Raw genomic sequence first — 23787 nt, 5'->3', positions numbered from 1 at the left:
GGCGGGGGAAACGTGAAAGTGAAAATTAAGAAGAGATTGTCTTTTCCTTCATGATCTGCATCGGTGTCTTGTACCCAAGTTTCTGGATCTCCCTCTCGTTGTTAAACCAATTCCTGAACTCTTCCAGCGACTCCTTAAGCGACTTCTCAGTGTTGTACCGGCGGTATGCTATCCACTCATCGAACAGAGTCTTAAACAACCTCTCGATCTTCCCGTTCTGCCACGGGCATCCCTTGTCTACCTTGTGGTGGAAGATGAGCTGAGCCTTTAAGCAGTCCTCAAAGATTTTGCTGACGAACTGGCCGCCGTTGTCCGTGTAAAGCATACGGGGCTTCTTCCCGCCGTTGTTGATGATCGCAACGTAGAGGCAATCGATTACCTCAGCAGAGGTGCAGCCGTCATAGTTCCTGACTGCCATTACCCTGCGCGTGCACGCATCGATGACACCGAAGATGTACTGGATTTTGCCCTTTGCGATTCTCTTTGGCGTCATGTCCATGTGCCAGATTGCGTCTGGTTCGGCAATCTCGATCCGCTCTGCAACGACCGGCTCTTTCTTCGGCGCGATGTCCTTCATTATCTGAACGACAGTCCCGTAAGAAATTGTCTCACCGATCTCTTTCTCAATCGTGTGAGCAATCCGGCGCGATCCATAGAAGGGGAACTTTTCCAGGATCTCCTTTACCATGTGCTGGTGAAACTGGGTGTTCTTGATTTCACGGTGGAGCGGAGCGCGGGACTTGTCGGCAATAAGATCGCCCTCGCGGTATCTGCGGAGCCACTTCTTAACGACTGATACGGAGCAGTTCAGATTTTCCGCGATCTCGTTCAGTTTTAATCCCTGTTCACGAAGAGCTAGGATCTGTTTCCGGAATTCCAGTGCAAAACCGGCGTTTGAATTCCGGTAAATGTTCTCGTAGCTGAACAGATCAACAGCCGGAGCGGGAAAAACATTAATCCCGACGGGGTTGTAAATTGTGCTTGGGAGCGTTGCAGTTTCCATACTCGTGACCTCCTAGAGCGGGGACGTTCTTGGCGGAATCCCCCGCTCTTATCACATATCTATATTATATCTATTACTACTTAAACATATCTATAAAATAGATATTAAATAGTTATGCAATGTTGATAAAATATTTATAGAATAGCGATAAATCATACATTGTATGACATCCGAATCAATGACAATACAATCACCTGCTTATGAGGTGATTGAACGAACCGTAAAAGGTCGTGGAACATCTGGCGGGGTCTATCTTCCCGTCGGTTGGATTGGAAAGCGCGTGAAAATTCTTCTTTTGGATCCGATTGAGAATGAAAAAGAGACATAATTTGTTGGAGTTCGGTATTTTTCAGGATTTAAAAATAAAGTAAATTCTGAAGAATTTTTAGCAAATTATGAACCACACCCGATTAAAAGTGGACAGGTTGTAGGATTATATCCAACTCCCAAATATGATTCCTCCCATGCACCAGTGTTTCCACAAGTTTCAAAGTAACAACCACCTATAGCACAAATAGCCCCTGTGGTGTATTGCTTGTTATTATATGTACATATTGCAGCGGCGGCAGCTTGTCCTGGTGGTCCAATCGGTCCCTGCACTCCTTGTGGCCCTTGTGGTCCTTGCACTCCCTGTGGTCCCGGTGGTCCTCGCTCTGGTAGGCATGGCAGACTTATCGTTGGAAGTCCCGATCCTAGCCATTTTGGTGTTGGGATGATTGCAGTTACTTGAATTACCATCATAGCAATCAAAATGATTGCGATAAAGACTGCAACAATTTTCGTCCTCATTCTTTATCCTCCGTTTATATGAACCAATTTCGAGCGCCGTTGCTCAGGCGCCTACATCCTAAGAAAATGAAATCATTCATTGCGGCCATCCCGACGGATAGCTCAGACTGGCTTAGGATGGCGAAATATGATGCAAATGTAATAAATAAGTATTTCGAAATAATTTTTAAATAAATACAATTTATGTTTAAAAATTCTAATATGGCACTATCAAGCCGATAAAGGATGGCAAACAGTTATAAAATACTATCCCTTGAAAGTACTGCTCGGAACGGAAGTTCATACAACGGCTTTTCAGGTAATTGACAAAACCGTGAAATCCATCGGGAACTCCGGTGGGGTACTCATACCGAAAAAATGGGTTGGGAAGAAAGTGAAGATCCTGTTATTGGAAAAAGTGGTGGAGGAAGATTAATACAACCAATTGCTACTAGAAATTTTATCATAATGATAAGACTCTTCAATCCAATTTTCAAACAACATATCGTTGGTATTACCTGCCAAAAGATCTACCGGATTAGTTGAAATGCGATCGTGTGGGAGATCGTTTGAATTAATTGGGATAATTGACTCACCGATAAAATAATAGTCTTCGTGAGATAAGATATTCCCGATATATTTTAAATGGACGTACCTCAGGGATGTTAATTTGCCTTCGTCGCCTTTGTTTTTCGCAAATGTTAAAAAATTTTGTTCGATGCCATTCATTTGATCAATATTACTTTCATTGAAATTGCTGATAGTGAATGATGCAATAAACCCTGTTCCATTAACAGAATAAATGGGCGAATTATAATAATTTTTGATAGGGATATAAAGATAATAACTTTTTTTGTCTGTTCCATTGTAGTAGGACATATTAAAATATTCCAAACTCTCCCCATAGAAATCCAATAAATTTTGGTTATTATTTGTGTTATAAATCGATATTTCTGCAATGTTAGAATTTACCGATTTATTGTAAATCCCATATGGGGTAATAGAGATGTGGGGTTGATCTCCTAGTAATGGGATACTTACAGCTAATACAGCTGCGATAATGGACACGATGAGTGCAATTACACTAATCCCAATTGCATATTTCTCGTAAATTTTGTTTCTCCCCCCAGAGTATACCACAATTAAATTGCATATTACGACTAAACTTAAACAAATTGGGACAGTCCAAAATATAGTTTCAGTCATATAAATCACTTATGACCAAAACAATTTTCTCACAGTAAAAAGGACACGATGTCATTTTACACCACAGGTAGGCGCCTGACCCCCCCTCCTCACATGCGAGTCATATCCCTTCTTCTGCACCCGCCCGCCTCTCATTTCGCTTGGAACTTCCGGCGTGAGTGTGAAAATCCACAGGGTTATCAGAAATGAGAAGGGGGGGTCAGAATGGGCTGAGGGGGTGGAGGGGTCGGATCGAGTTTGGAAGAATGTTGGAGGGGGGGTTACCCCCTGTTGAAAACCAAACGGGAGGGGGGTCGACCGTTGACCCCCCCCCTTTATTTGGGCCGGGCGGGGCCAGCGCCAGTGTATCACAAAAGCATTATTGTCATCTGTATGACAATGTAGTACATTGTAAGGCAGGGGCATTTCGTATGCTTGTCAAGTTCGAGATCTATTCAGACGATAAATTCTGGTGCGGCCGGGGTATCGGGGTCGATATCTTTACGCAGGGAAAGACCCTTGACGAGCTTGCGGCGAATATCCGGGAAGCGGTAGAACTCCATTTTGCTATCTGATTACACAAAAAAGATCTGCACGGATTATTGATCCGGTTTTCTGGGCCCCCCGCACACAATCGATACCTTAATCCCGATACACATAACCGATATTCAGTACCGCAACCATTCTCCTTGACAGAGGTGCCCGAAATCGCTCAGCAGGAAAACCGACCGGAGAAAAACCATCCCCCCGTCATTGACACCCTCGGAAAAGGGAACGATACCCGGCTCGGGGCCGTTATAGCCCTCCTCATCGTGGTCATCTTCATCTTCGATATCGTGACCCCGCTCAGCCTCGTGGTCTGGACGCTCTACCTCCTGCCGCTCTTCCTGACCGTGTACGCCCGGCAGCGGTTCGCCCCTGTGTACGTCGCATTCGCGGTGATCCTGCTCTCCATCATCGGTATTTTCCTCTCGTACCCGGATGTCCCGATCACGAATGCGCTGGTCAATCGCGTCTTCTTTTCCATGGTAATTGCCGTTATCGCCTCCTTCATCTGGAATTACCGGGAGAACGTATCGGCCCTCGGCGAAAGCAGGGAAGAGCTGCGGCAGGCCAACGCCCTGCTCACCAGCCACATGGACAACTCCCCGCTCGCGATCATCGAGTTCGATGCACAGTTCCGGATCACCCGCTGGACGGGCGAAGCCACCAGGATCTTCGGGTGGACAGCGGATGAGGTGATGGGGAAGGCCATCGGTGAGTTCCCCTGGGTCTACGAGGAGGATGTCTCCCGGGTGACCGCGATCTCTGCCGCCATGCTCGAAGGGAAGAGCCCGAGCAACATGCACGCCAACCGCAACTACCGGAAGGACGGAACGGTACTCGAGTGCGAATGGTACAACTCGGCTCTCCGGGATGTGGAAGGAAACCTCGTCTCGATCTTCTCCCAGGTACTGGATGTGACGGCGCGGAACCGTGCGGAAGCAGAAATCAGGAAGAAGAATATCGAACTGAACGCCGCCAACGAGGAGCTGACGGCTGCGCAGGAAGAACTCAGGCAGAACGTCGACGAACTTGGGAAAAAAGAGCAGGAACTGACTGAAAAGAACGAGGAGATGAATGCGCTCAACGAGGAGCTCACCTCGAACCACGAAGAACTGGTCCAGAACTTCGATGAACTCGCCCGGGTGGAGACTGCCCTCAGGGAGGCAAACGAGCGCCTTGAACAGCGCGTCGCGGAGCGGACGTTGCAGCTGGAAAAAGCCGTGAATGTTGCGGGAGCCGAACGCAAGCGGCTGTATGACGTGCTCGATACCCTGCCGGCCTACGTCTGCCTGCTCGACGAAAATTACCATATTCCCTTTGCCAACCGGTACTTCCGGGAGACGTTCGGGGAATCGCACGGCCGGTGCTGTTACGATTTCCTCTTCAATAAGACCGCGCCATGCGAAACGTGTGAGACGTACACCGTTATGAAGACACGGGCGCCCCATCACTGGTACTGGACCGGCCCGAACGGCAGGGATTACGACATCTACGACTTCCCCTTCAATGACACGGACGGTTCGTTCCTGATCCTCGAGATGGGCATCGACATCACGGAGAGGAACAAGGCAGAAAAAGCTCTCCGGGAAGCGCACGATGTCCTCGAGGCCCGGGTACAGGAACGGACAAAAGAACTCCGGCAGAAGAACGAAGACCTCAATGCGCTCAACAAAGAACTCACCGCAACGCAGGAAGAGCTCCGGCAGAACCTCGAAGAACTCACCCTCAGGGAGGAGGATCTCAGTAAAGCGCTCGCTGAAAAAGAGGTCCTCCTCTCCGAGATCCACCACCGGGTCAAGAACAACCTGACTGCATTCATCTCCCTGCTCAGCCTCGAAGGCGCCTACCAGGACACACCCGACGGGCGTGCGCTCCGCCTCGACCTGCAGAACCGGGCGCGGAGCATGGCGCTCGTCCACGAGACCCTGTACAGGACACATATGTATAATGAAGTCGATATGGGGGTCTACCTCACAAACCTCATTGACCAGATTGAAAATTCGTTCAAGACACAACGATCGGTAAAAACAGTCGTCGACGCTCACGGGATCATGCTCGATATCCCGCGGGCAACTCCTGCCGGGCTCATCATCAACGAGCTGATGACCAACGCCCTCAAGCACGCCTTCCCCGAATCCGCCACGTGCGGGACACCGGGGTCGGAACCGTGCACTTTTCGCGTCGAATTCGCCCAAAGCAACGGGTTCTATACGCTCTCGGTCAGCGACAACGGGATCGGTCTCCCGGCCTCGATTGATATCAAAACAACGAAGTCCCTCGGGCTCAAGCTCGTGCACTTCCTCGCAAAGCACCAGCTCCGGGCCTCCATTGACATTGACACGTCAGGCGGCACAAAATATACGTTCCGGTTCGAGGCGTGAAGACTTTTTCCGGAGCCGGAAGCGGCCGGATCCGGCATCTTCTTTCGGCAAATTCCCCACAACCGCCCTCATGCACCACGGTTGAAGGACCGGGTGCCACCATCCCAACCCCTAATATGATCCAGCTCACATCACTGCCCATGGCAAACATTGCATACTTCGATATCCCGGCCGACAACGTCGACCGCGCAAAGCATTTCTACCACGCCCTCCTCGGGTGGAAGATCGAACCGACCGTGGCCCCTATGGAGTCGTCGAAGATGGCAGCGATGCAGTACCAGGATATCATCACCGGCAAACCTCTGGAAGGGACCATGCATATGGGCGGGCTGTACAAGCGGCAGATGAATGAGCCGATCAAAAACTACGTGATGGTCGACGATATCGACAAGGTACTCGCCAAGGTGGAGAAACTGGGAGGGAAGATCGCCATGCCGAAGGAGGAGATCAAGGGAGTCGGGCTGGTGGCGATAATCCAGGACTCCGAAGGAAATATCATCGGGCTCTGGAAACCGGCGATGAGGTAAGCCGATAGCTGAGCGGAAAAAACCAGGCGCTCCCCGGGAGGAGCAGACGGGCAAGACCGCGAATACCACCCCCGGCCTCTTCACCGCCCATTCAATCCATTTCCGTTTTTTACATGGCGGCGTGGAACCGAGATTGCCCCCTTCTTCAGCAAAGAAGATTTTATGGTTGTTTACCTGCGTATACATATGTATATGTCATCCATGACCACCATCCGGATCTCCCACCAGACCAAGGAACTCCTCGATGACCTCAAGCATCACCCTAAAGAGAGCTACGAGGATGTCATAGGGCGCCTCGCGACCATGGCCTGCGATGATGAACCGCTCTCCGACGAAGAGATCGAGGACATGAAGGCGAGCCTGGACGATATCAAAGCCGGACGGGTAAAAACCCTCAGGACCGTCAGGAACGAGATGGGGATCTGATTGCCGTACGAGATCCTGATTCCCCGCCGTGTTGAGCGGCAGATCGGGGAAATCCCCCGGCAGTTTGTCACCCGCATCCTGGATGACCTCGAAGGATTTGCGGATGGGCTTGACTACAAGCGGTATGATGTGCGCAAGATCGCAGACTCCCCAAAGTCAGCCCCGCGGTACCGGATGCGGTCCGGGAATTACCGGGTCACGTTCTTCATCCTCCACGATCGGCTGGTTATAGAAGTGATATCGATCCGGAGAAAAAAGAGCGGCATGGATTATTGAACCGGTCTTCCGGGAATCTTCCGCTCTTTACCGCTCCACAACCGACCGCATCAGCGCCATCACGCCCGGCTTCGCCTTCTTCCGGGGCGCGCCGAACCCCATCCCCGGCACCGGCTCCTCGAACATCTCCCTGTTCAGCCGCTCGTTGAGCTCGTCAAAGATCCGCTTGTAGGCCACACAGTGGGGGTCCACCCCGTCTAGCGATCCGCCGGAGGGAGCGATCGCGTTGTAAGGGCAGCCTCCCCGGCAGTATTTGATGTGCGAACAGTCCCTGCAGGCCAGATCCACGTACTCAGAGAACGCCGTCATGCGCCGCCCGGGTCCGGACTGCATGAGGTCCTCCATCGTCGGGCGGTCCCGCACGTTTCCCATCACCCACTCCGGCATCCCGACAAAGCGGTAGCAGGGGTAGATGCTTCCGTCGGGGCCGACGGCGAACGTGTTGCCCATGCAGTTGACGAACGTGCAGACGCTCCCCCGGCGGGTGAAGACGCAGCGGCAGAGGTCGTTGATGTTCATGACTTCCATGGCGCCGATATTTTCCAGCGACTTGTCGAGGAGGTAGACGAGAAGTTCGCCGTATTCCGCCGGTTCGAGCGCCCACTCCTTCGGGTTCTCCGAGCGGAGCGACGGGAGAGCAGGGTGTAGTTTCAGGACGAACCCTTTCTCCCTGAAAAAATTAAAGATCTCTTCCCGGTGTTTCACCGATTTGTTGGTGAACGTGCAGATGAACCGGACAAAAAGACCGTGGGATCTCGCGATCCCGTAACCCTTCATGCACTTTTCATAGTACCCTGCCCCCCGCTGGGAATCCGTGATCTCCTCCGGGCCGTCGATGCTGGAGCCGATGGGCACCCGGTACTCTGCAAGGACCTCTGCGATCTCCGGGGTCATCCGCCAGAGGTTCGTCTGCATCGCAAACTCGGGGGTGAGTTCCTTCAGCTCCCCCGCGAGCAGGGGCAGGGCCTGCCGGTAAAAATCAGCTCCTGCAAGGAGCGGCTCCCCGCCGTGGAAGGTGAAGGTGACCCGGTCGGAACGGAAATTTTTGAGCCAGACGACGACTTCCTTTACCGTGTCGATGCTCATGATTGGAGATCCTTCCTCCGAGCTCCAGCAGTACCTGCACTTGGACGGGCACCCGAGCGTCGGGATGAGCATGATGTGGAAGGGGTTCTTCATCACCCAGTTTTTCCCTCCGTCAGGGTATAAGGGTTATCATCTTTCCCGTTCAGACGAAAGCGGATCCGATGGGGGACGTTACCCGCCGGTTTTTTAGCCTGCGCAACAACAGTACCTTGATACATCCAGTCACCGATTGGTCTGGAAACCGTCCGGAGATGATCACCCACGGTGGAAAAAAAGACGATATCCATCTCATCGGATCCCGTTTTCCTGGAGGAATTATCCGAATACCTCGAGGCGCTCTCAAATCCCCTGCGGCTGAAGATCCTTACGTTCATCGGGCGCAAACCCCGGGAGATCACGGCGATTGCAGAACATACCGGCATGAGCTACCAGAACACCAAAAAACACCTCGACCGTCTGGTCAGTACGGGCCTTGTGCAGAGGGCAGCCGGGTTCGGGAGGGAGACGGACCGCGGCATTGCCCCGGTCTGGAAATACTCCCTTGCAGAAGGGGGCCTTGAGAACATCACCCGCACGCTGGGCGTCTTTTCCAGTATTGTGACGCCCCTCGGGTACAGCGACATACTGGAGCGGATCCGGGCCGTGCGGTCAGCGCTCGCTGAGAACGGTGAAGAGGCAGGACCGGTTCTGTACGTTATCGGCGGTCCTGCGGACGGGAAGGCGTTCGTCCTGAAAAAAGAGCGGATCCTGATTGGGCGCGAGGACCCCGATCACCCCCCCGCCGGCGACGGGGGCATGGTCGTCCTGCCGGACGAGTACCGGGCGGTGACGAGAGTGACAAAACCCCACGCGGTCCTGATCCGGACTCATGAGTCCTGGCAGATCGAGGACAACGCAAGCACCGGCGGGACATTCGTCAACTCGCGGCGCCTGGATCTCCTGAAGGGGACGAAGCTTGCAAACGGCGATGTGATTGACCTGTCAGTTGGCGCGAACGCCGCACGGTTCCTGTTCATTTCGGATGAGTGATGGAGTAATGGCAGAAGAGAACCGGAAAAAACCTGCACGGCACAGGCCGGGCCTCGGAGTGCGGGGGATTATCGTTCTCCTGTGCTTTTCTGTGCTGCTGCTCCTGGTCGTACCGGCCGCGGCTCTCATCCCGCCCGGCGGTGCGGGTGTGGCAAAAGACCCGGTTGTTTCTTCTGGCAGCGCATCCATCAGGGACCTGGGTGCGGGGGCGTCCCGGATGACTGCAGCATCCAATACCCCCTTCAATGTGCATCCGGGCCCGACACCGCTTCCTGCCCGGCTGAACCGGACCTCCCTTCTCCAGCTGGCTGCACGAGCTGTCGCTGAACGGCCGAGAGTGGCGTTCATTCTCATCGTCGCTCTCGCCCTCATCGGGCTTGGGGCAGTCCTGTTCCTCCTCTTCCGCAGCAGGTTACGACCGTCTTGGGGAAGGGGGAAAAGCGCAAAAGGACCGCCGGGTCATGCCACCGTCATCGAGGCGCCGCCCGCTGCAAAGCCGGCGGGAGGAACTACCGCCGGGTATCCGGAGCCTGCCGTACCGTTTCCCCCGTCGCTGGAGAAACGGTTCCTCAACCCTGTCTTTATCGGGGAGGGGGGGCTTGCCCGGATCTTCCGTGCGGAGAACGCAAAGACGCATCAGACCGTTGCCGTCAAGATACCCGTACGGTTCGATGAGGTCACCGGCACCCACTTCACCCGGGACATCGTCTTCTGGCAGGGCCTTGAGCACAAAAACATCATCAGGATCTACTCCTCCAACATCCTCCCTGTCCCCTACATAGAGATGGAATACGCACCCTCATCCCTTGCAGCCCTTCCCCTTCCGCTGCCGGAGGAGAGAGCGGTCGGGATGGTACTGGAGATCGCCCACGGGCTTGCCTACGCCCACGGCAGGGGGATCGTCCACCGGGACATCAAACCGGAGAACATCCTGCTCGCTGCCGACGGGACTCCGAAGATCACCGACTGGGGCCTTGGCAGGGCTATCGGCAACACCCGCCAGTCCAGCATAATCGGCTACTCTCCAGCATATGCTGCCCCGGAACAGATCGCACCCCGGCGGTACGGCAGGCCCGGGCCGGCAACGGATATCTACCAGCTCGGCATGCTCCTCTACGAGATGCTGACCGGTTCCGTCGCATTCGACAACAGGGGGATGCATGACCTGAACCTGGCAATCCTGGATGACCCGCCGGTACTGCCTTCATGGCAGGGAACGCATGAGAAGGAGCTCGGGAAGATCATCATGAAGTGCCTTGCAAAACGACCGGAAGAGCGGTATAGTTCGGTTGCAGATCTGGTCCGGGACCTCGAAGCGATCCGCTTCCCAGCATGAACACGTACCAAAAAAGGCGGCGGCAGGGCAGCGGGTGCCCCCAACGGTTAACCGGCACCGCCGCCGGTGCTCCGGGCCCCGCACTTCCGGATTATTTCAATATTATTTTGAACCGGACGCACCGATGATGATAGGAAGAGCTTCGATAATCTCGGGGAGCATCTCGGCCGGGAACCCCATCACCATCTCGTCATCGGCAATCCCGGAGAATCTCCTCGACCCGTCACAGCCAAGCGAGAAGTTCGGTCTTCCGGTCAGGTAGGTCTGGGCTGTTGCGTCCGAGCAGACCGACTGGATGCCGGAGAATTCTGCAGAAATTCTCCCGCCGAGCCGGAAGAGGGTACTCTGCGCAAGCTTGAGCATTATCCGGGGATTTGCGATGATCAGGATGACCTGGGGAGTGAACGGGGTCTTCTCCAGCGGGGCATAGAGCGTTGCATACGTATCGCCCGGGTTGAGGTGGGAGACCTTGTCGATCGTCCGTTTGCAGGCCGCCGCACTGTCAAACTTTCCCAGTTTAAAATAAAATTCACCGCTCTTTAACGTCGGCGTTATCTCCCGGAGCCCGAGCGACCAAGCACCCCCGTTACACTCGTGCTTTCCTGAGGTCGCAGAGAAAATTTTTCCTTCGGTCCTTGCCAGGTTCACCATCGAACAGTGCCGGATGGTCTTGTCGAGTTCTTCCATCCCGGCCGGGATCTCTTCTTTTGTTGTTGCGAATTTGATTGCAACGGGGGATCCTTTGAGCCCGAGCACTCGTTTGAGTGTCGCTGCTGCTTCAGGATAATCTATGGCTATTTTCATCGGTTCGTTGCTCATATCGTTGCCTCACAGCTTCCCGTTCCGGAGAGCCACAATTACCCATATGGGTGAACATACTTAAACGTACGTGAGCGTGCAGAAATCGGTTGTATTCCGGGCGGAGAGGTCGTACCGCGGGGATTCCGGGAACCGGATTGGTACGTCATGGAGCAGTTTTCCTGCGGAAAAAGAACCACGTTCCGCCAATCAGGAGCCCGATGCACCCGATGACCCATGCGCCCGGGCTGAGGAATGCGATGAGGCCGATACAGCTCACCGCCCCCATGGCCGGGATCCATGAGGGATACCGCCGGTGCTCCTGCGGCAGCCTGAGTGCGGCGAGGTTGGCGATCAGGTAGTAGAGCAGCATGGCAAACGTGCCGACCGCGACGACCAGCGCGAGGTCAGCGAGGAGGAGGGCCGCGATCATGCAGGCGCCGGTGATCGCGATGGCGTAATGCGGCGTGCTGAACCGGGGATGGATCCTGCCAAACAGGAAGGGGAGATCCTGACTGCGGGCCATGGAGAAGACGATGCGTGATATCCCCATGATGGTCGTCAGCAGCACGCTCGCCGTTGCGATCATCGCCCCGGCTGAGATGAGGAGGACGGCCCCTGAACTTCCGGTCATCCCGATTGCATCGGCAAGGGGCGAACCGGAGTGAGCGAGGGCGGGGGCACCGGCAAGGCCGACAGCGACCATGCTCACGAGCAGATAGATGACGGTCGAGATCCCGAGCGCGAGGTAGATGGAGCGCGGGATGGTCTTCTCCGGGTCTTGTACTTCCTCGGCCATGATGGTGACCCGGGCAAAGCCGGTATAGGCAAAAAAGATGAGGGCCGCGCCGCCAAGGACCCCCATCGATCCTCCGGGGGCAAGGGGGGTGAAGTTCCCCGGCCTGAAAAATCCCAGCCCGAAGGCCACGAAGAACAGGAGGATCAGAACTTTTAGCGTGACAAGGACGTTGTTGAACAGTACCGATTCCCTGAGCCCGACGTAATTGATGAGAATGAAAAAAAAGCAGATGACAAGGGCAATGATTTTTACCGGCACGGCAGGGAAGATGGTGACAAAATAATGGGCGAAGCCCAGCGAGACCGCCGCCCCGACGAAGATGTTGGAGAAGATCCAGATCCAGCCGGCAATAAATCCGGCAAAGGGGGAGATGAGCTTTTGCGCGTATGCATACGTCCCGCCCTCTTCCGGGAGGCAGGCGCCGAGTTCGGCCACGCTCATGGCCGAGAAGACGGCGATGACCCCGGCGATGAGTACAGACAGGACCATTGCAGGGCCTGCAACACCGGCGACAATACCGGTGACGATGAAGATACCGGAGCCGATGATCGCCCCGATGCCAAGTGCTGTGGCGCCAAAGAGGCCGATCTCGCGTCTCAGAACAGGGGGTTTGACCCCGGTATCGGGCATCAATTACCCTTTTTCCTGATGGTTATTAATGATGCAGGTAGGTGAACGGCACCGGGACGCCCGGGGCAGGAAGCGGGCGCTCTGGAACTTCTGCCGGTTATTGATCTGGATCTTCCCATATACATATAACAAAAATTGAATTATATTCTCCATACAGTGGTTGTCTGAGAGTGTACTGTGAAGAAAAGAGGGGGGTAGTCGTGCCCGGGACGGAAAAGAAAAAAGCAGAATTGAAAATTTCAGGAATGAGCTGCGCGACCTGTGCTGTCAACATCGAGGATTCCCTGTCGAAGATCAAGGATGTCTCAAAGGCTCAGGTGAATTTTGGCACTGATACCGCCCATGTCGAATTCGATCCGGAAAAAGTTACGCTTGCCGAGCTGGAAAATGCGGTCAGGGACGCGGGGTATGAGATTGTCAACCGTGAAGCTGTGATCAAAGTGGGGGGGATGGTCTGCGCCACCTGTGTCCAGACCATCGAAGCAGCTCTCCGTGCACTTCCCGGGGTCGTAAGCGTCTCGGTCAATCTCGGCAACGAGAAGGCCTATGTTACCTACAACCCCTCCGTCTCCGGAATAGATGAGATCAGGAAAGCCATCGAGGACTCGGGGTACCAGTACCTTGGGCTTTCCGGAGAGGTAAGCGACGAGATGGAGAGGAAAGCACGGGAAAAGGACCTGCACGACAAGCTCGTGAGGTTCTCCATCGGGTTTGCCGTGAGCATCCCGCTCATGATCGCCATGTGGATACCTCTCCCCGTATCTATGCAGGCACTTGCGTATGTGATGCTGGTCATATCCACCCCCGTCTTTGTGTTTGTCTCGTACCCGATCTTCAGGGCTGCTCATATGGCATTGCGCAACCGCTCCCTCAATATGGATGTGATGTATGCGATGGGGATCGGTGTCGCATTCGTATCGAGTGTCATGGGCACATTCGGGATCGTGCTCACGACCGAGTTCATGTTCTATGATACGGCTATCATGCTCGCCGCGTTCCTGATGCTCGGGAGATATCTCGAAGCCCGGGCAAAAGGCAGGACTTCGGACGCGATCAAGAAACTTGCCGGACTCCAGCCAAAAACTGCGATAGTACTTCGCAACGGCAACCGGGAGGAACTATCGGTCGAGGATGTCGTCGCCAATGACATTGTCGTCATCAGGCCGGGCGACAAGGTGCCGGTGGACGGGATCGTGGTGGAAGGAGAGAGCTATGTCGATGAAGCGATGATAACCGGAGAGCCGGTCCCCCCCCTCAAAACAACCGGGAGCAAGGTCGTCGGTGGTACAATCAACCAGAACAGTGTCCTCTCGGTAAAGGCAGTAAAAGTGGGCAGAGAGACCATGCTTGCCCAGATTATCCAGCTCGTGGAAGATGCCCAGGGTTCAAAGCCCGCGGTCCAGCGGATCGCTGATACCGCTGTCACCTTCTTCATCCCTGCAGTACTCGGGATCGCGGCTGTCGCATTTGTTGTCTGGTACTTTTTCCTCGGTGCTACGCTCCTCTTTTCCCTGACCGCTCTTATCTCCGTCCTCGTGGTTGCCTGTCCCTGTGCGCTCGGACTTGCAACCCCGACCGCGGTCACCGTCGGGGTCGGGCGCGGTGCGGAACTGGGGATCCTGATCAAGAACGGTGAAGCGCTGGAGGTCTCCGAAAAAGTGACGACGGTTGTATTTGACAAGACCGGGACGCTCACCAGAGGCAGACCGGAAGTAACTGATATCCTCGCAACCGGGATTTCCGAAGCGACTCTGCTCTCCTTTGCCGCGGGAGTGGAGAAGAACTCCCGGCATCCTCTGGCCCAGGCAGTCGTACGGATGGCCGGGACCAGGAATATACCGATTGAAGGGGCGGAACGCTTCGATACGTTCGGCGGTAAAGGTGTCTCTGCTCTCATCCTCAGGGAAGAGGTACTTGTTGGTAACCGCACCTTCCTGCAGGAGAAAGGAATAGCAATCCCCGAAGGGATCGAGACCACGATCTCCCACTTTGAACAGGACGGAAAAACCGTAATTCTGGTCGCCGTCTCGGGACAGATGGCGGGAGCACTCGCTGTTGCTGATACCCTGAAGGAGACAACACAGGCAGCGGTCACCCGATTGAAAACGATGGGACTGAAGGTTGTCATGATTACCGGCGACAACAGGCGCACCGCCGATGCAATCGCCCGCCAGATCGGGATCGAAAACGTGTTCGCCGGGGTCCTTCCGCAGGATAAGGCAGCACATGTTAAAGCACTTCAGGAAAACGGGGAGGTCGTTGCCTTCGTGGGTGACGGGATCAATGATGCCCCGGCCCTCGCACAGGCCGATGTGGGCATCGCGATCGGGGGGGGAACGGATGTGGCAATCGAGAGCGCGGATATTGTGCTCATCAAGGACAACCTTCTCGATTCGGTTGCAGCTATCCAGCTCTCAAAGAAGGTCATGGGAAGGATCCGGGGCAACATCTTCTGGGCATTTGCCTATAACTCGGCCCTGATCCCGGTTGCAGCAGGAGTACTCTACCCGTCCTTTGGTATTACCTTCCGTCCGGAACTCGCCGCTCTTGCCATGGCGCTCAGCTCGGTGACCGTGGTCAGTCTCTCGCTTCTGCTCAAAACGTATATACCCGAAGCAAAAAAGGGTAATGAGTGAGGTATCGTATGGCAATCGACCCGATCTGCAAGATGACTGTGGATGAGAAGACCGCGAAGTTCACGAGCGAGTACGAGGGAAAGAGATACTACTTCTGTGCCCCGGGCTGCAAGAAGAAGTTCGACTCGGACCCGGCCAAGTACGCCTGAGCGATCCGGTGGCTCCGGAAGGGCGCTTTCCCGAGCGGAGGTTCTTTTCAGGATCCCCTTTTTTACTCCCTCTTTTCCAGCGTGTTCGTACCTGGGTATTTCCCCATCCGGGCCGGGTGTTGAGTGAAGGTATCATCCCGGGCCGGTAAAGGCCCGCAGAGCGGCTTTCCGGGTTCCGGTAACCGGAAAAGGAGTCAGATTCAAAGGAATTTTCACGTACTGTCATGGTATCAGCGGGAGCACACTTGACAGGAAAACGGAGCAAAAAAAAAGTTGGATTGATCTTACCTTGCTGGGATGATCAGTGAGCGCTCGCCGGCGGGCATAAACTCGCGGATTGCACCCTTTGCGAACTCGCGGCGGACTTCTGAGAAGTCGAACTTGAGCGACGGGTCGGCAAACGTGATCTTCATCAGCGGGGACAGGCACCAGGCATCTCCACGTGCAACGTGGGCGGCGCCGGCAATAGCGGCGTACTCTCCCTGGTGACCGACGTTCATTGCATAGTTCGGGTAGTTCGGTCCACGGAGCTCACCGAGTAATCCCTCGTCTGGGCGGATGGACATACAGTTTGCGGAACCGCACTGGTCCTGCAGGTCGTAGCCGAAGAAGCCGAGACGTGACCAGCCTTCCTTGTGCATGAGCATGGACAGGTACCAGCCGTTCAGGCCCGCGTTGGAGTTGGCGGTTGCCAGTGAACAGGTAAGACCTGATGCTGCTGCAAGGACGGAGGCACGCTGGGATCCACCGAAGTGGCTCTCGAGGGCGGTCGGGTACTGCTCGTACTGTTCCATACCGTAGAGGTTGACCTCGGTTGCGATGTCGCTGATGACATCCTGGGTACACTTTGCCTTGCCAAGGCCACCGTGGTTCTTCTTGACGTAGTCCAGACCATAGTAGCAGTAGTCATCGAGGATGTTGTCGGTGTATGCAGCGGTTGCATACTGGGTGAACCCGACACCACCGGACATGTAGCTGCCGAGCCAGATCTGGTCGAAGAGCATCGCACCTGCAGCGACGACTTCCATGTTTGCCTTGACGGGGTCGTTGGGGTACTTGCGGTCTGCCTGGATCATGTCGCAGAAGTGTCCGAACTTGATGCCACCTGGCTCGTTCGGGCCACGTGCACGGCGGGCGGGCAGGATGTCTGCCATCTGGATGACACCGGCGTGCTTTGCGGCGAATGCGAGGTCGGCGACTGCTGCTTCACCGGCGCACATCTTGTACGCACCGATGAAGGACATACCGATCTGCATCGCAGACCACCGGGAGGTGGTTCCGCCATCGCAGGTCCTGCTGACGGTGGTGGGGATGTGTATAGCCTGCCACAGCGACTTGCCGACGGCTGCCTTGAGTGCTGCTGCACTCTTTGCCGGGAAGAGCTTGTCGACGTTGAGCACGAACTGGGGCTCGAGGTCGTCTGCCATCTCGTCGTCGCCAGTGAAGACTTTCACGTAGCAGTCGTCGACGAGTCCCGGGTGGGTCTCGACCATGTGTTCCTGGACAACGGCTGCACCGGGCATTGCATGGTTCAGCACGTGGAGGTACTCGTTGATGGTCTCAGGGGTGACTTCCTTGCCGAGACGCTTCTGGAGGGTCCCGTGGGCAAGGTCAAGGCCGACGATGATCGTCCTGCGTATGTCGTCCCACATCTGCTGCATCGCAGCGTTGTTGACAAAGTGCAGGTCATCGCCTTCCACAAAGACACCGGTGGTGCTGACTTCGTAGGATGTCAGCTGGCGCTGGCCGAGCGGGATACCGCCACAGTGGCAGCGCTTGGGGTCGTACATGGAGATGCCGCGGTCCATCTCGGCCTTCTTGCCGGCCTTCATGAACTCGACTTTTCTCGGGGACTGCTCAAGACCCTTGCGCAGGTAGACGGTGGACATTGCCTGGGGGTCTTCTGCAAACTTTGTCTTCATTGCCTTCAGGAAGAGCTTCTGGGTCCTTTCAATTTTAGCTGCTTTTGCCATTCTTTATCACTCCTTGGGCATGAAGCCGTATTTCACTCTCAGTTCATGGATGCGCGTGATGTACTCAACGTACTCGGGGTCGTCGCGGAACCCGGTACCGACGACGGAGTGGAACATCGTGGTGTTTGCCTTGAGCCACTTTGCGTCCATCGGCTTGCCGACCTTGACTTCACTGTCAAGCGGTACACCGACCTGGTCCTTGACATACTTGACAACGCCTGCCTTCTTGTCCATGACAAAGCGCTGGAGCATGTCGAACATCATCCCGTTCTCATCGAGACGGAGGGAGTGCCCGTGCACGGTACAGCCGCGGACACCGGTAAGTGCTGCGTCAAAGAGCTCGGTGTTGACGAGTTCCTTTGCATATTTCTCGAGGTCGCGTTCGCGGCACTCGACGATCTGACGCCCTGACAGGGTACCCGGGTCAATGCCGCGGAAGCGGTAGGACTCGAGCCATGACCTCTGGTAAGGCTGGCAGGGTGCGTTGTACATCGAGTCGGTGAACTGGATGTAGCGGATGCGGTCGCCGGCCTTTGCGCCGTCGGTCGGGGTCACAAGCTTGCGGATCGGACAGTTGGGTTCCTGCTGCTCTGCGAGCGGCGGGTGTGCACTCTTGTAGGCTGAGCCTGGTGCACGGTGTCCCATGATCAGGACGATGTCCTTATCGGAGACATCACGAAGCTTTTCCAGCTTGTGCGTCGGGTCCATCTGCTTGCGCCTGTTCTCGGCGATTTGAGTCTGGCCGGGACAATACTGGGGTTTGTATGCCATTGTTTTATCACTCCAATTATTCCTTCTTTTTCACGATTCTCATAACTGACGAAATGACTTCTGCCATTTTCTCGCGTGTGGGGGTCTGACCCCGGGTCACGCCGCTCACGATGGCCATTACCGTACCTTTCGTACGGATTTTGTCCGTTGGCGGCATTACCACCGTTGTCTTCACGCCCTCCTTTGCGAAATCCTCGTAATCGACAGGTGACTGGGAAACGACAATCGCCTTCACATCACAGTGCTGGAGAATAAATCTGACCTTCTGCACGACATGGGAACGAACGTTCCCATGGTGAAGGATGGCGACTTTGTGTTTCTCGATCTGCGCGATCTCTTTCTCGTTAAGCCCCATGGAAGCGCCAAGGACGCCACCGGCAATTTTTGGTGCGTCCGGTGGCACGCCGCTGCCGGCATACAGCACCAGCGTACTGATGCTGTATTCGACGCCCTGTTGCCTGAGACCTGAGGTGATATCGCACACCGGCTTGGTCACGTGACGGCGTCCGGGAGACATCCCGACCACGATCACATCCGGGTACCGGCATTCGGAGATGGTGCCCCGCTGGGCAATCCCTCCTCCTTTTCCCATACCCGTCGCCTCGCGGCAGTCAACAACCTGGGTTACTCGTCCAATCGGCATGATTATTTTGTTCCCTGGAGGATTACGGGCCTGGACTTGCTGCTTGAATCAGAAAGTCCGAGCATTTCTTTGTCCGCGTTCGGGCCGTACTTGCAGTAATCGACAAGCGACGGCTCGGTCTTCATGTACCTGCCTTCCTGAATATGGAAGGTGAAATTCGTAAAAACCGGTTCGATAGCGGCTTGCAGTGCGGGGACTACGTCGCGGTTCTCGATCTCGAGCAGAATGGTGCCCACGTGAACCTGGAGATCCAGTTCCTGGTCCCCGACATGGATGGCCTTCCTCATACTATGAGGATTGGCGAGTCCTTTGGCGGGTCCGTACGTTACGGTAGCGGGAAGGCGTGGTCCATTGAGGACCATACGTCTTACTCCGGGAACGCTGACGATCTGGTTCAGCAGGCGTTCTGTTGTCTCGGGGTTGAGCAAACGCTCGGTGACAATCCTGCACTGGGGGAACGTGGCTTCGGTCATTCGTATCCGTGGGGTTTATACACCCTTTGCAACTGCCTGGATCGGCTTCTTGAATGCATCGAGCTGCCCGAAGGTGTCCTGGTAGATCTTCGAGGTTTGTTCGGGGCCGAACATCTGGGTACCTGCATCAAGACAGCATGCTGCTACGATACAGGGCATACCGACACCGGCTGCGTGCCTGGTAACGACGTGGTTGCCGTTGAACCCGCCGGGGCCGCCGCCACCGTAGATCGAGTGGCTGAAGAACGAGAAACCGACTGCGACACCCATGGTACGACCGAAGTCGGAGCCTGGGAGGCCGGTCTCGTGCTCGAGCAGGTCGTTGAAGTAGAGCAGGGTTGCAGAGACTGCCTGTGCGAACCGTCCTGCACCACAGTTGACCATGGTTGCTGCCAGGGTTCCTGCCGATGCATAGGCGTTCCACATCATCGGGTCCTTGGTCTCGTAGAAGATGTAGCCGCTCTTGCCCTTCTTGCCTGCCTTGATGACCTTGTCCTCAATGGCTTTTTCGACAAGGCTCTGCACGACAGTACCGATGGTACCGGTCTTGCCGTTTGCCTTGACGAGGTCGTAGACAAGGTTGTTTGCGTTCAGGCCCTGGTATGCATAGAGCAGGAGCTGGGCGCGCTCGAACGGGCCGATTGCCATGCCCATCTCGAACTCCCCGGCCTGTTCGAAGGTTGCACAGAGTGCTGCACCCTGCATTGCATTCCGGTGGGTCATCATTGCCGCATGGTTTGCGGGAATGTTGCGGAGTGCGTAGCCGAGACCTTCGTTGTTCTGCGGGATGGACATGATAGTGACGATGTTGCCGCCATCCATGCTCATGGTCTGCGGGTAGGTACCCCAGACTGCACTCTTGACATAGGAACCGTCGAACATGTTGACCTTGTACTGGTCAACCAGTGCATAGGTGGTGGCTGCTGCAACGGCGGTTGATGCCGCATCGTAGGTTGCTGCTGCCTCCAGACGGGAGCTCGGGACCTCGACCAGGATCATCTTGCCGCCGCCGACCTTGGTGATCTTGGTGTTGTCGCCGTCGGTGACCTGGACCATGTCCTTGATCTTGGCTGAAAGTGCGTCACAGTCCTTGACACAGCTGCAGTTCATGCCGCGGCCGAGAATCTGATTCGACTTGCCGCCAAATTTTCCGGTCTTTAATGCTTCCTCGATACCGGCGAGGTTGACTGCCACTGTCCTCTTGGTGAGGTCGATGACATTGAGTGCACCCTTGTTGACCAGCGGGCTGATCTTGTCAAGAGCTACATTGCTCTTTAAGAGCTTACCCTCATCGTCATAAAGGTCAATCGTATCTTTGTATTTTGCCATTTGAATTCCTCCAAATTTCCATTTAACCGCGATACAATACTGTCAGTGAGCGAAAGTATACCCTATAAGGGATACTGGTAATGAGTGAAAGTCGCTATTGCACGTCCCCTAAGATGGGACATTGAATACTTGCCAATTTCGCCATATAAGCATTCCCATTTTTTACCGAAACACTTTTTTATAATAACTAAAAAATAATTATTAAACATGAAGCAATGTTCAAATATTGCATAAATGTTCCAGTTCGTTGTTTTACGCAGTATTACAATTTCAAAAAATAGTAGCATTAACTGTTATATTATATGTGAAAAAATCTGATTATTGTATGCGCTCTCTATAAAAAAGGTGGGGTCGGGGACATGGTTCCTGGTGTGCCGGTGCGGCATCCCGTTCCCCGTTCATTTGCAGTGCATTATTTCTTGAATTCCGTGATGGGACTGGGTCCAAGCTCGTTGATGGTCTTGACCACATCCGTGATGACAGCGCCCCATTTTGCGCCTTCGGAAGCGGATACGAATGTCATCCTGAACCGGCGGTCATCGAGGCCGATGCTCTTCATCAGCCGCTTCACCATGAACATGCGTTTTGCCGATTTGAAGTTACCCTCAAGGTAGTGGCAGTCACCAAAGTGACAGCCGGAGACGAGCACGCCGTCTGCACCGTCGGCAAATGCTTTGAGCACGAACAGTGCATCAATACGCCCCGTGCACATGACCCGGATGACCCGGACATCGGGCGGGTACTGGATACGGCCACCGCCGGCGAGATCAGCACCGGCATAGGAACACCAGTTGCAGAGGATACCGATGATCTTCGGCTGCCAGATACCGGGCCCGCGCTGGGGGATGGGGAAATCTCCAGGTGCTGACATTTACTGCTCACCTCCGAGCAGGAATGCATCGATCTGCGCCACGATCTGCGGGGTTGCAAAGTGGTTCATCCAGATTGCACCGCCGGGACAGAAGCCCCCGCAGGTCCCGCAGCCTTTACACTTGGCTTCGGTGACCTCCATGACCGTGCGCCCGTCTTTTTCGACGAGGGCAAGAGCGCTGTACGGGCAGAGGTTTACGCACATGCCGCAGCCTGCGCATTTCTCTTCGATACAGGTGGCAAAGTACGGCTCGAGCTCGACTTCACCCTTGTGGATGGGGATGCTTGCTGCTGACGCTGCGCCTTCGGCGGATGCTACCGTGTCGGGGATATCCTTGGGTCCCTGGCAGACACCGGCGAGGAAGACCCCGGCAGTGGTTGTACCGCACGGGTTCAGCTTCGGGTGTGCCTCCAGCAGCCAGCCGTCCATCGAACAGGAGACCCCGAAGAGCTTGCGGGTCCTGTTGGTGTCTTCCTTGGGCTGGACTGCGGCTGCGAGGACCACGAGATCGACTTCCATATCGACCGGGCGGTCGAGCAGGGTGTCATCTGCCATCACGTGAAGGTTCTTGGTGCTCTTGTCTTCAAGGATGTTTGCCACACGCCCGCGGATGAACTTCGCGCCCTCGTCCTGGATGCGGTAGTAGAACTCTTCGTACATCTTGCCGAACGAACGGATATCCATGTAGAAGATGTAGGGTGTGCAACCGGGTATCTTCTCGATGATCTGGTGGGCGTGTTTCAGCGAGTACATGCAGCAGAACCGTGAACAGTACGGTTTCCCGGTACCCGTGTTGTCACGGGAACCTGCGCAGAGCACGAACCCGACTCTCTTGGGCGTCTGGCCATCGCTCGGGCGGACAAGGTGGCCGCCGGTCGGACCGGATGCACAGATGAGCCGTTCGAATTCGAGGCTCGTGATGACGTTCTCGAATCTCTTGTATCCCCACTCCTCTTTCTTCTCGATCGGGAAGATATCAAAGCCGGTTGCAAGAATAGCGGTTCCGACTTTGACCTTGACGAACTCGTCTTTGGCCTCAAGGTCGATTGCCTTCTTCTCAGGCCCGCAGGCAGTTACACACAGCCCGCACTTGATACATGAGTTGAAGTCGATCGTAAAGAGCAGGGGAACAACCTGGGGGTGGTTGATATAAATCGCCTTGCGGGGTTTCATGCCCACTTCAAAGTTGTTCGGCTTTACCACCGGGCAGACCACGTCACAGTCACCACACCCGTTACAGCCTCCACCGACGATGCCGCGTGCTTCGGCTTCCGTGGGGGTGAGGACGCCACGGGCCTTCTTGCGGATGGTGACATCGAAGTTTCCGATGTATCCTTCGACAGAATCCACTTCTGACCAGGTCATCAGTTCGATGTTTTGGGCCCTGCCGACATCCACCATCTTCGGTGTTAAGATACACTGAGAACAGTCAAGGGTCGGGAACGTCTTGTCCAGCTGGGACATACGTCCGCCGATGCTGGTATCGGCCTCAATGAGATAGGTCTTGATGCCTGCACTTGCCAGATCGAGTGCTGCCTGCATACCGGCAACCCCGGCTCCGACGACCATTGCCGCTTTTTCAACCGGCACGGACTTCGGGAACAGGTCCTGCAGGAGTGACGCCTTTGCGACTGCAATCCTGATGGCGTCCTTTGCTTTGTCCGTGGATCCTTCCTGGTCGTGCATGTGCACCCATGAGTTCTGTTCACGGATGTTTGCCATCTCGAACCGGAACGGGTTCAGGCCGCCTTCTTTTGTTGCCGTCCTGAATGTCGGTTCGTGGAGGCGTGGTGAACATGCGGCGACAACGACACCGGTGAGTTTTTGTTCCTTGATTGCCTTGTTAATCACACCCTGCCCGGGCATCGAGCACATATACTTGTAGTTGTCAACATAGGCTACATTCGGGATGGTTTTTGCATATTCCTGTACGGCAGGGATATCCATTGACCCGGCGATGTTGGTACCGCAGTGGCATATGAAGACACCGATGCGTGCCTCCTGCTTGGTGGTGGTGCCTGCTGCAGCCGGTGCCGCTGCCTGGGGTTTTGCTGCCTGTTTCTTGACTTCCTGTTTTACCGGGGCTTCCTTCTTTGCGTCCTGCTTCTTTGTCTCGGTCTTCTTGGTAGTTGTTTTCTTCTTTTCTGCCATT

At 55.1% G+C, this 23787-nt stretch carries 23 protein-coding genes; 11 read left to right on the top strand and 12 right to left on the bottom strand.

All coding sequences use genetic code 11. The features are described 5' to 3' along the window. Nucleotides 1–25: 25 nt before the first annotated feature. Complete coding sequence (locus ABSB80_RS06045) at nt 26–1003, bottom strand: DDE-type integrase/transposase/recombinase (RefSeq protein WP_428369160.1); 978 nt, start codon at nt 1001–1003, stop codon at nt 26–28. A 163-nt stretch (nt 1004–1166) separates the two neighbouring features. On the opposite strand from ABSB80_RS06045, the gene ABSB80_RS06040 reads away from it, so the two are divergent. Then, nucleotides 1167–1331, top strand: coding sequence for a DUF2080 family transposase-associated protein (locus tag ABSB80_RS06040; protein ID WP_428369158.1), 165 nt, complete (start codon nt 1167–1169; stop codon nt 1329–1331). Nucleotides 1332–2045: 714 nt separating this feature from the next. Further along, nucleotides 2046–2207, top strand: a complete 162-nt coding sequence (locus tag ABSB80_RS06030) for a DUF2080 family transposase-associated protein (protein WP_428369157.1) — start codon at nt 2046–2048, stop codon at nt 2205–2207. On the opposite strand, the gene ABSB80_RS06025 is transcribed toward ABSB80_RS06030, so the two are convergent. Further along, a complete protein-coding gene (locus ABSB80_RS06025) occupies nt 2204–2839 on the bottom strand; it encodes a hypothetical protein (protein ID WP_428369155.1) in 636 nt (211 codons plus the stop codon). The genes ABSB80_RS06030 and ABSB80_RS06025 overlap by 4 nt on opposite strands. Before the next feature lie 548 nt (nt 2840–3387). Here ABSB80_RS06025 and ABSB80_RS06020 point away from each other — a divergent pair. From ABSB80_RS06020 to ABSB80_RS06000, 5 genes are all read left to right on the top strand, one after another. After that, nucleotides 3388–3531, top strand: a complete 144-nt coding sequence (locus ABSB80_RS06020; protein WP_428369153.1) for a type II toxin-antitoxin system HicB family antitoxin — start codon at nt 3388–3390, stop codon at nt 3529–3531. A gap of 123 nt (nt 3532–3654) precedes the next feature. Then, on the top strand, nt 3655–5883 hold the full coding sequence (locus ABSB80_RS06015; protein WP_428369151.1) for a PAS domain S-box protein: 2229 nt from the start codon (nt 3655–3657) through the stop codon (nt 5881–5883). A 140-nt stretch (nt 5884–6023) separates the two neighbouring features. Next, the gene (locus ABSB80_RS06010) at nt 6024–6410 is read left to right on the top strand and encodes a VOC family protein (protein WP_428369149.1); all 387 of its coding nucleotides are present in this window, start codon (nt 6024–6026) and stop codon (nt 6408–6410) included. Nucleotides 6411–6596: 186 nt separating this feature from the next. Then, nucleotides 6597–6836, top strand: a complete 240-nt coding sequence (locus ABSB80_RS06005; RefSeq protein WP_428369147.1) for a DUF7557 family protein — start codon at nt 6597–6599, stop codon at nt 6834–6836. Continuing rightward, on the top strand, nt 6837–7112 hold the full coding sequence (locus ABSB80_RS06000; protein WP_428369145.1) for a type II toxin-antitoxin system RelE family toxin: 276 nt from the start codon (nt 6837–6839) through the stop codon (nt 7110–7112). 27 nt (nt 7113–7139) lie between these two features. Here the strand turns inward: ABSB80_RS06000 and ABSB80_RS05995 are convergent, their stop codons facing one another. Further along, nucleotides 7140–8291 (bottom strand): TIGR04083 family peptide-modifying radical SAM enzyme, encoded by a 1152-nt coding sequence (locus tag ABSB80_RS05995; RefSeq protein WP_428369143.1) that lies wholly within the window; start codon nt 8289–8291, stop codon nt 7140–7142. Between the two features lie 171 nt (nt 8292–8462). Here ABSB80_RS05995 and ABSB80_RS05990 point away from each other — a divergent pair, with 171 nt between their 5' ends. Together ABSB80_RS05990 and ABSB80_RS05985 are read left to right on the top strand one after the other, a co-directional pair. Further along, nucleotides 8463–9227: an FHA domain-containing protein gene (locus ABSB80_RS05990; protein ID WP_428369141.1), complete on the top strand. Its 765-nt coding sequence runs from the start codon at nt 8463–8465 to the stop codon at nt 9225–9227. Nucleotides 9228–9234: 7 nt separating this feature from the next. After that, the gene (locus ABSB80_RS05985; protein WP_428369139.1) at nt 9235–10563 is read left to right on the top strand and encodes a serine/threonine-protein kinase; all 1329 of its coding nucleotides are present in this window, start codon (nt 9235–9237) and stop codon (nt 10561–10563) included. A 102-nt stretch (nt 10564–10665) separates the two neighbouring features. Here ABSB80_RS05985 and ABSB80_RS05980 read toward each other — a convergent pair whose 3' ends face one another. Beyond that, complete coding sequence (locus ABSB80_RS05980) at nt 10666–11382, bottom strand: DUF169 domain-containing protein (protein ID WP_428369137.1); 717 nt, start codon at nt 11380–11382, stop codon at nt 10666–10668. A 145-nt stretch (nt 11383–11527) separates the two neighbouring features. After that, entirely contained in the window at nt 11528–12790 is a 1263-nt protein-coding gene (locus ABSB80_RS05975) for an APC family permease (protein ID WP_428369135.1), read from the bottom strand. Between the two features lie 245 nt (nt 12791–13035). Between ABSB80_RS05975 and ABSB80_RS05970 the strand changes: the two genes are divergently transcribed. Both ABSB80_RS05970 and ABSB80_RS05965 read left to right on the top strand, forming a co-directional pair. Next, nucleotides 13036–15426: a heavy metal translocating P-type ATPase gene (locus ABSB80_RS05970; protein ID WP_428369201.1), complete on the top strand. Its 2391-nt coding sequence runs from the start codon at nt 13036–13038 to the stop codon at nt 15424–15426. An 8-nt stretch (nt 15427–15434) separates the two neighbouring features. Continuing rightward, nucleotides 15435–15575 (top strand): YHS domain-containing protein, encoded by a 141-nt coding sequence (locus tag ABSB80_RS05965; protein WP_428369199.1) that lies wholly within the window; start codon nt 15435–15437, stop codon nt 15573–15575. Between the two features lie 284 nt (nt 15576–15859). On the opposite strand, the gene mcrA is transcribed toward ABSB80_RS05965, so the two are convergent. The 7 genes from mcrA to ABSB80_RS05930 all read right to left on the bottom strand — a co-directional run bounded on the left by mcrA (nt 15860) and on the right by ABSB80_RS05930 (nt 23786). Next, nucleotides 15860–17548 carry a coenzyme-B sulfoethylthiotransferase subunit alpha gene (gene mcrA, locus ABSB80_RS05960; RefSeq protein WP_428369133.1) on the bottom strand — a complete coding sequence of 563 codons (1689 nt, stop codon included), beginning with the start codon at nt 17546–17548 and terminating at the stop codon, nt 15860–15862. A 6-nt stretch (nt 17549–17554) separates the two neighbouring features. Continuing rightward, complete coding sequence (gene mcrG, locus ABSB80_RS05955; protein ID WP_428369131.1) at nt 17555–18319, bottom strand: coenzyme-B sulfoethylthiotransferase subunit gamma; 765 nt, start codon at nt 18317–18319, stop codon at nt 17555–17557. A gap of 16 nt (nt 18320–18335) precedes the next feature. Further along, nucleotides 18336–18962, bottom strand: coding sequence for a methyl-coenzyme M reductase I operon protein C (gene mcrC / locus ABSB80_RS05950; RefSeq protein WP_428369129.1), 627 nt, complete (start codon nt 18960–18962; stop codon nt 18336–18338). Between the two features lie 2 nt (nt 18963–18964). Continuing rightward, nucleotides 18965–19435: a methyl-coenzyme M reductase operon protein D gene (gene mcrD, locus ABSB80_RS05945; protein ID WP_428369127.1), complete on the bottom strand. Its 471-nt coding sequence runs from the start codon at nt 19433–19435 to the stop codon at nt 18965–18967. A 15-nt stretch (nt 19436–19450) separates the two neighbouring features. Continuing rightward, a complete protein-coding gene (gene mcrB, locus ABSB80_RS05940) occupies nt 19451–20764 on the bottom strand; it encodes a coenzyme-B sulfoethylthiotransferase subunit beta (RefSeq protein WP_428369125.1) in 1314 nt (437 codons plus the stop codon). 412 nt (nt 20765–21176) lie between these two features. Next, entirely contained in the window at nt 21177–21635 is a 459-nt protein-coding gene (locus ABSB80_RS05935; RefSeq protein ID WP_428369123.1) for a hydrogenase iron-sulfur subunit, read from the bottom strand. After that, entirely contained in the window at nt 21636–23786 is a 2151-nt protein-coding gene (locus ABSB80_RS05930) for a 4Fe-4S dicluster domain-containing protein (protein ID WP_428369121.1), read from the bottom strand. Nucleotide 23787 lies beyond the last annotated feature (1 nt).

This window comes from Methanoregula sp. (genome assembly GCF_050010295.1).
In the GTDB taxonomy this organism is placed as follows: Archaea; Halobacteriota; Methanomicrobia; order Methanomicrobiales; family Methanospirillaceae; genus Methanoregula.
The sequence above is the reverse complement of the archived record's forward strand: the minus strand, read 5'-3'. Positions and strand labels throughout refer to the sequence as shown.

Bases quoted from the DNA above. Each gene is read 5' to 3' on its own strand.
- ABSB80_RS05935 (WP_428369123.1), bottom strand. From the start codon at position 21,635: ATGTCAGCACCTGGAGATTTCCCCATCCCCCAGCGCGGGCCCGGTATC.
- ABSB80_RS05975 (WP_428369135.1), bottom strand. From the start codon at position 12,790: ATGCCCGATACCGGGGTCAAACCCCCTGTTCTGAGACGCGAGATCGGC.
- ABSB80_RS05995 (WP_428369143.1), bottom strand. From the start codon at position 8,291: ATGAAGAACCCCTTCCACATCATGCTCATCCCGACGCTCGGGTGCCCG.
- ABSB80_RS05985 (WP_428369139.1), top strand. From the start codon at position 9,235: ATGGCAGAAGAGAACCGGAAAAAACCTGCACGGCACAGGCCGGGCCTC.
- ABSB80_RS06045 (WP_428369160.1), bottom strand. From the start codon at position 1,003: ATGGAAACTGCAACGCTCCCAAGCACAATTTACAACCCCGTCGGGATT.
- ABSB80_RS05980 (WP_428369137.1), bottom strand. From the start codon at position 11,382: ATGAGCAACGAACCGATGAAAATAGCCATAGATTATCCTGAAGCAGCA.
- ABSB80_RS06005 (WP_428369147.1), top strand. From the start codon at position 6,597: ATGTATATGTCATCCATGACCACCATCCGGATCTCCCACCAGACCAAG.
- mcrG (WP_428369131.1), bottom strand. From the start codon at position 18,319: ATGGCATACAAACCCCAGTATTGTCCCGGCCAGACTCAAATCGCCGAG.
- ABSB80_RS06020 (WP_428369153.1), top strand. From the start codon at position 3,388: ATGCTTGTCAAGTTCGAGATCTATTCAGACGATAAATTCTGGTGCGGC.
- ABSB80_RS06040 (WP_428369158.1), top strand. From the start codon at position 1,167: ATGACATCCGAATCAATGACAATACAATCACCTGCTTATGAGGTGATT.
- ABSB80_RS05970 (WP_428369201.1), top strand. From the start codon at position 13,036: ATGAGCTGCGCGACCTGTGCTGTCAACATCGAGGATTCCCTGTCGAAG.
- ABSB80_RS06010 (WP_428369149.1), top strand. From the start codon at position 6,024: ATGGCAAACATTGCATACTTCGATATCCCGGCCGACAACGTCGACCGC.
- mcrD (WP_428369127.1), bottom strand. From the start codon at position 19,435: ATGACCGAAGCCACGTTCCCCCAGTGCAGGATTGTCACCGAGCGTTTG.
- mcrA (WP_428369133.1), bottom strand. From the start codon at position 17,548: ATGGCAAAAGCAGCTAAAATTGAAAGGACCCAGAAGCTCTTCCTGAAG.
- mcrB (WP_428369125.1), bottom strand. From the start codon at position 20,764: ATGGCAAAATACAAAGATACGATTGACCTTTATGACGATGAGGGTAAG.
- ABSB80_RS05930 (WP_428369121.1), bottom strand. From the start codon at position 23,786: ATGGCAGAAAAGAAGAAAACAACTACCAAGAAGACCGAGACAAAGAAG.
- mcrC (WP_428369129.1), bottom strand. From the start codon at position 18,962: ATGCCGATTGGACGAGTAACCCAGGTTGTTGACTGCCGCGAGGCGACG.
- ABSB80_RS05965 (WP_428369199.1), top strand. From the start codon at position 15,435: ATGGCAATCGACCCGATCTGCAAGATGACTGTGGATGAGAAGACCGCG.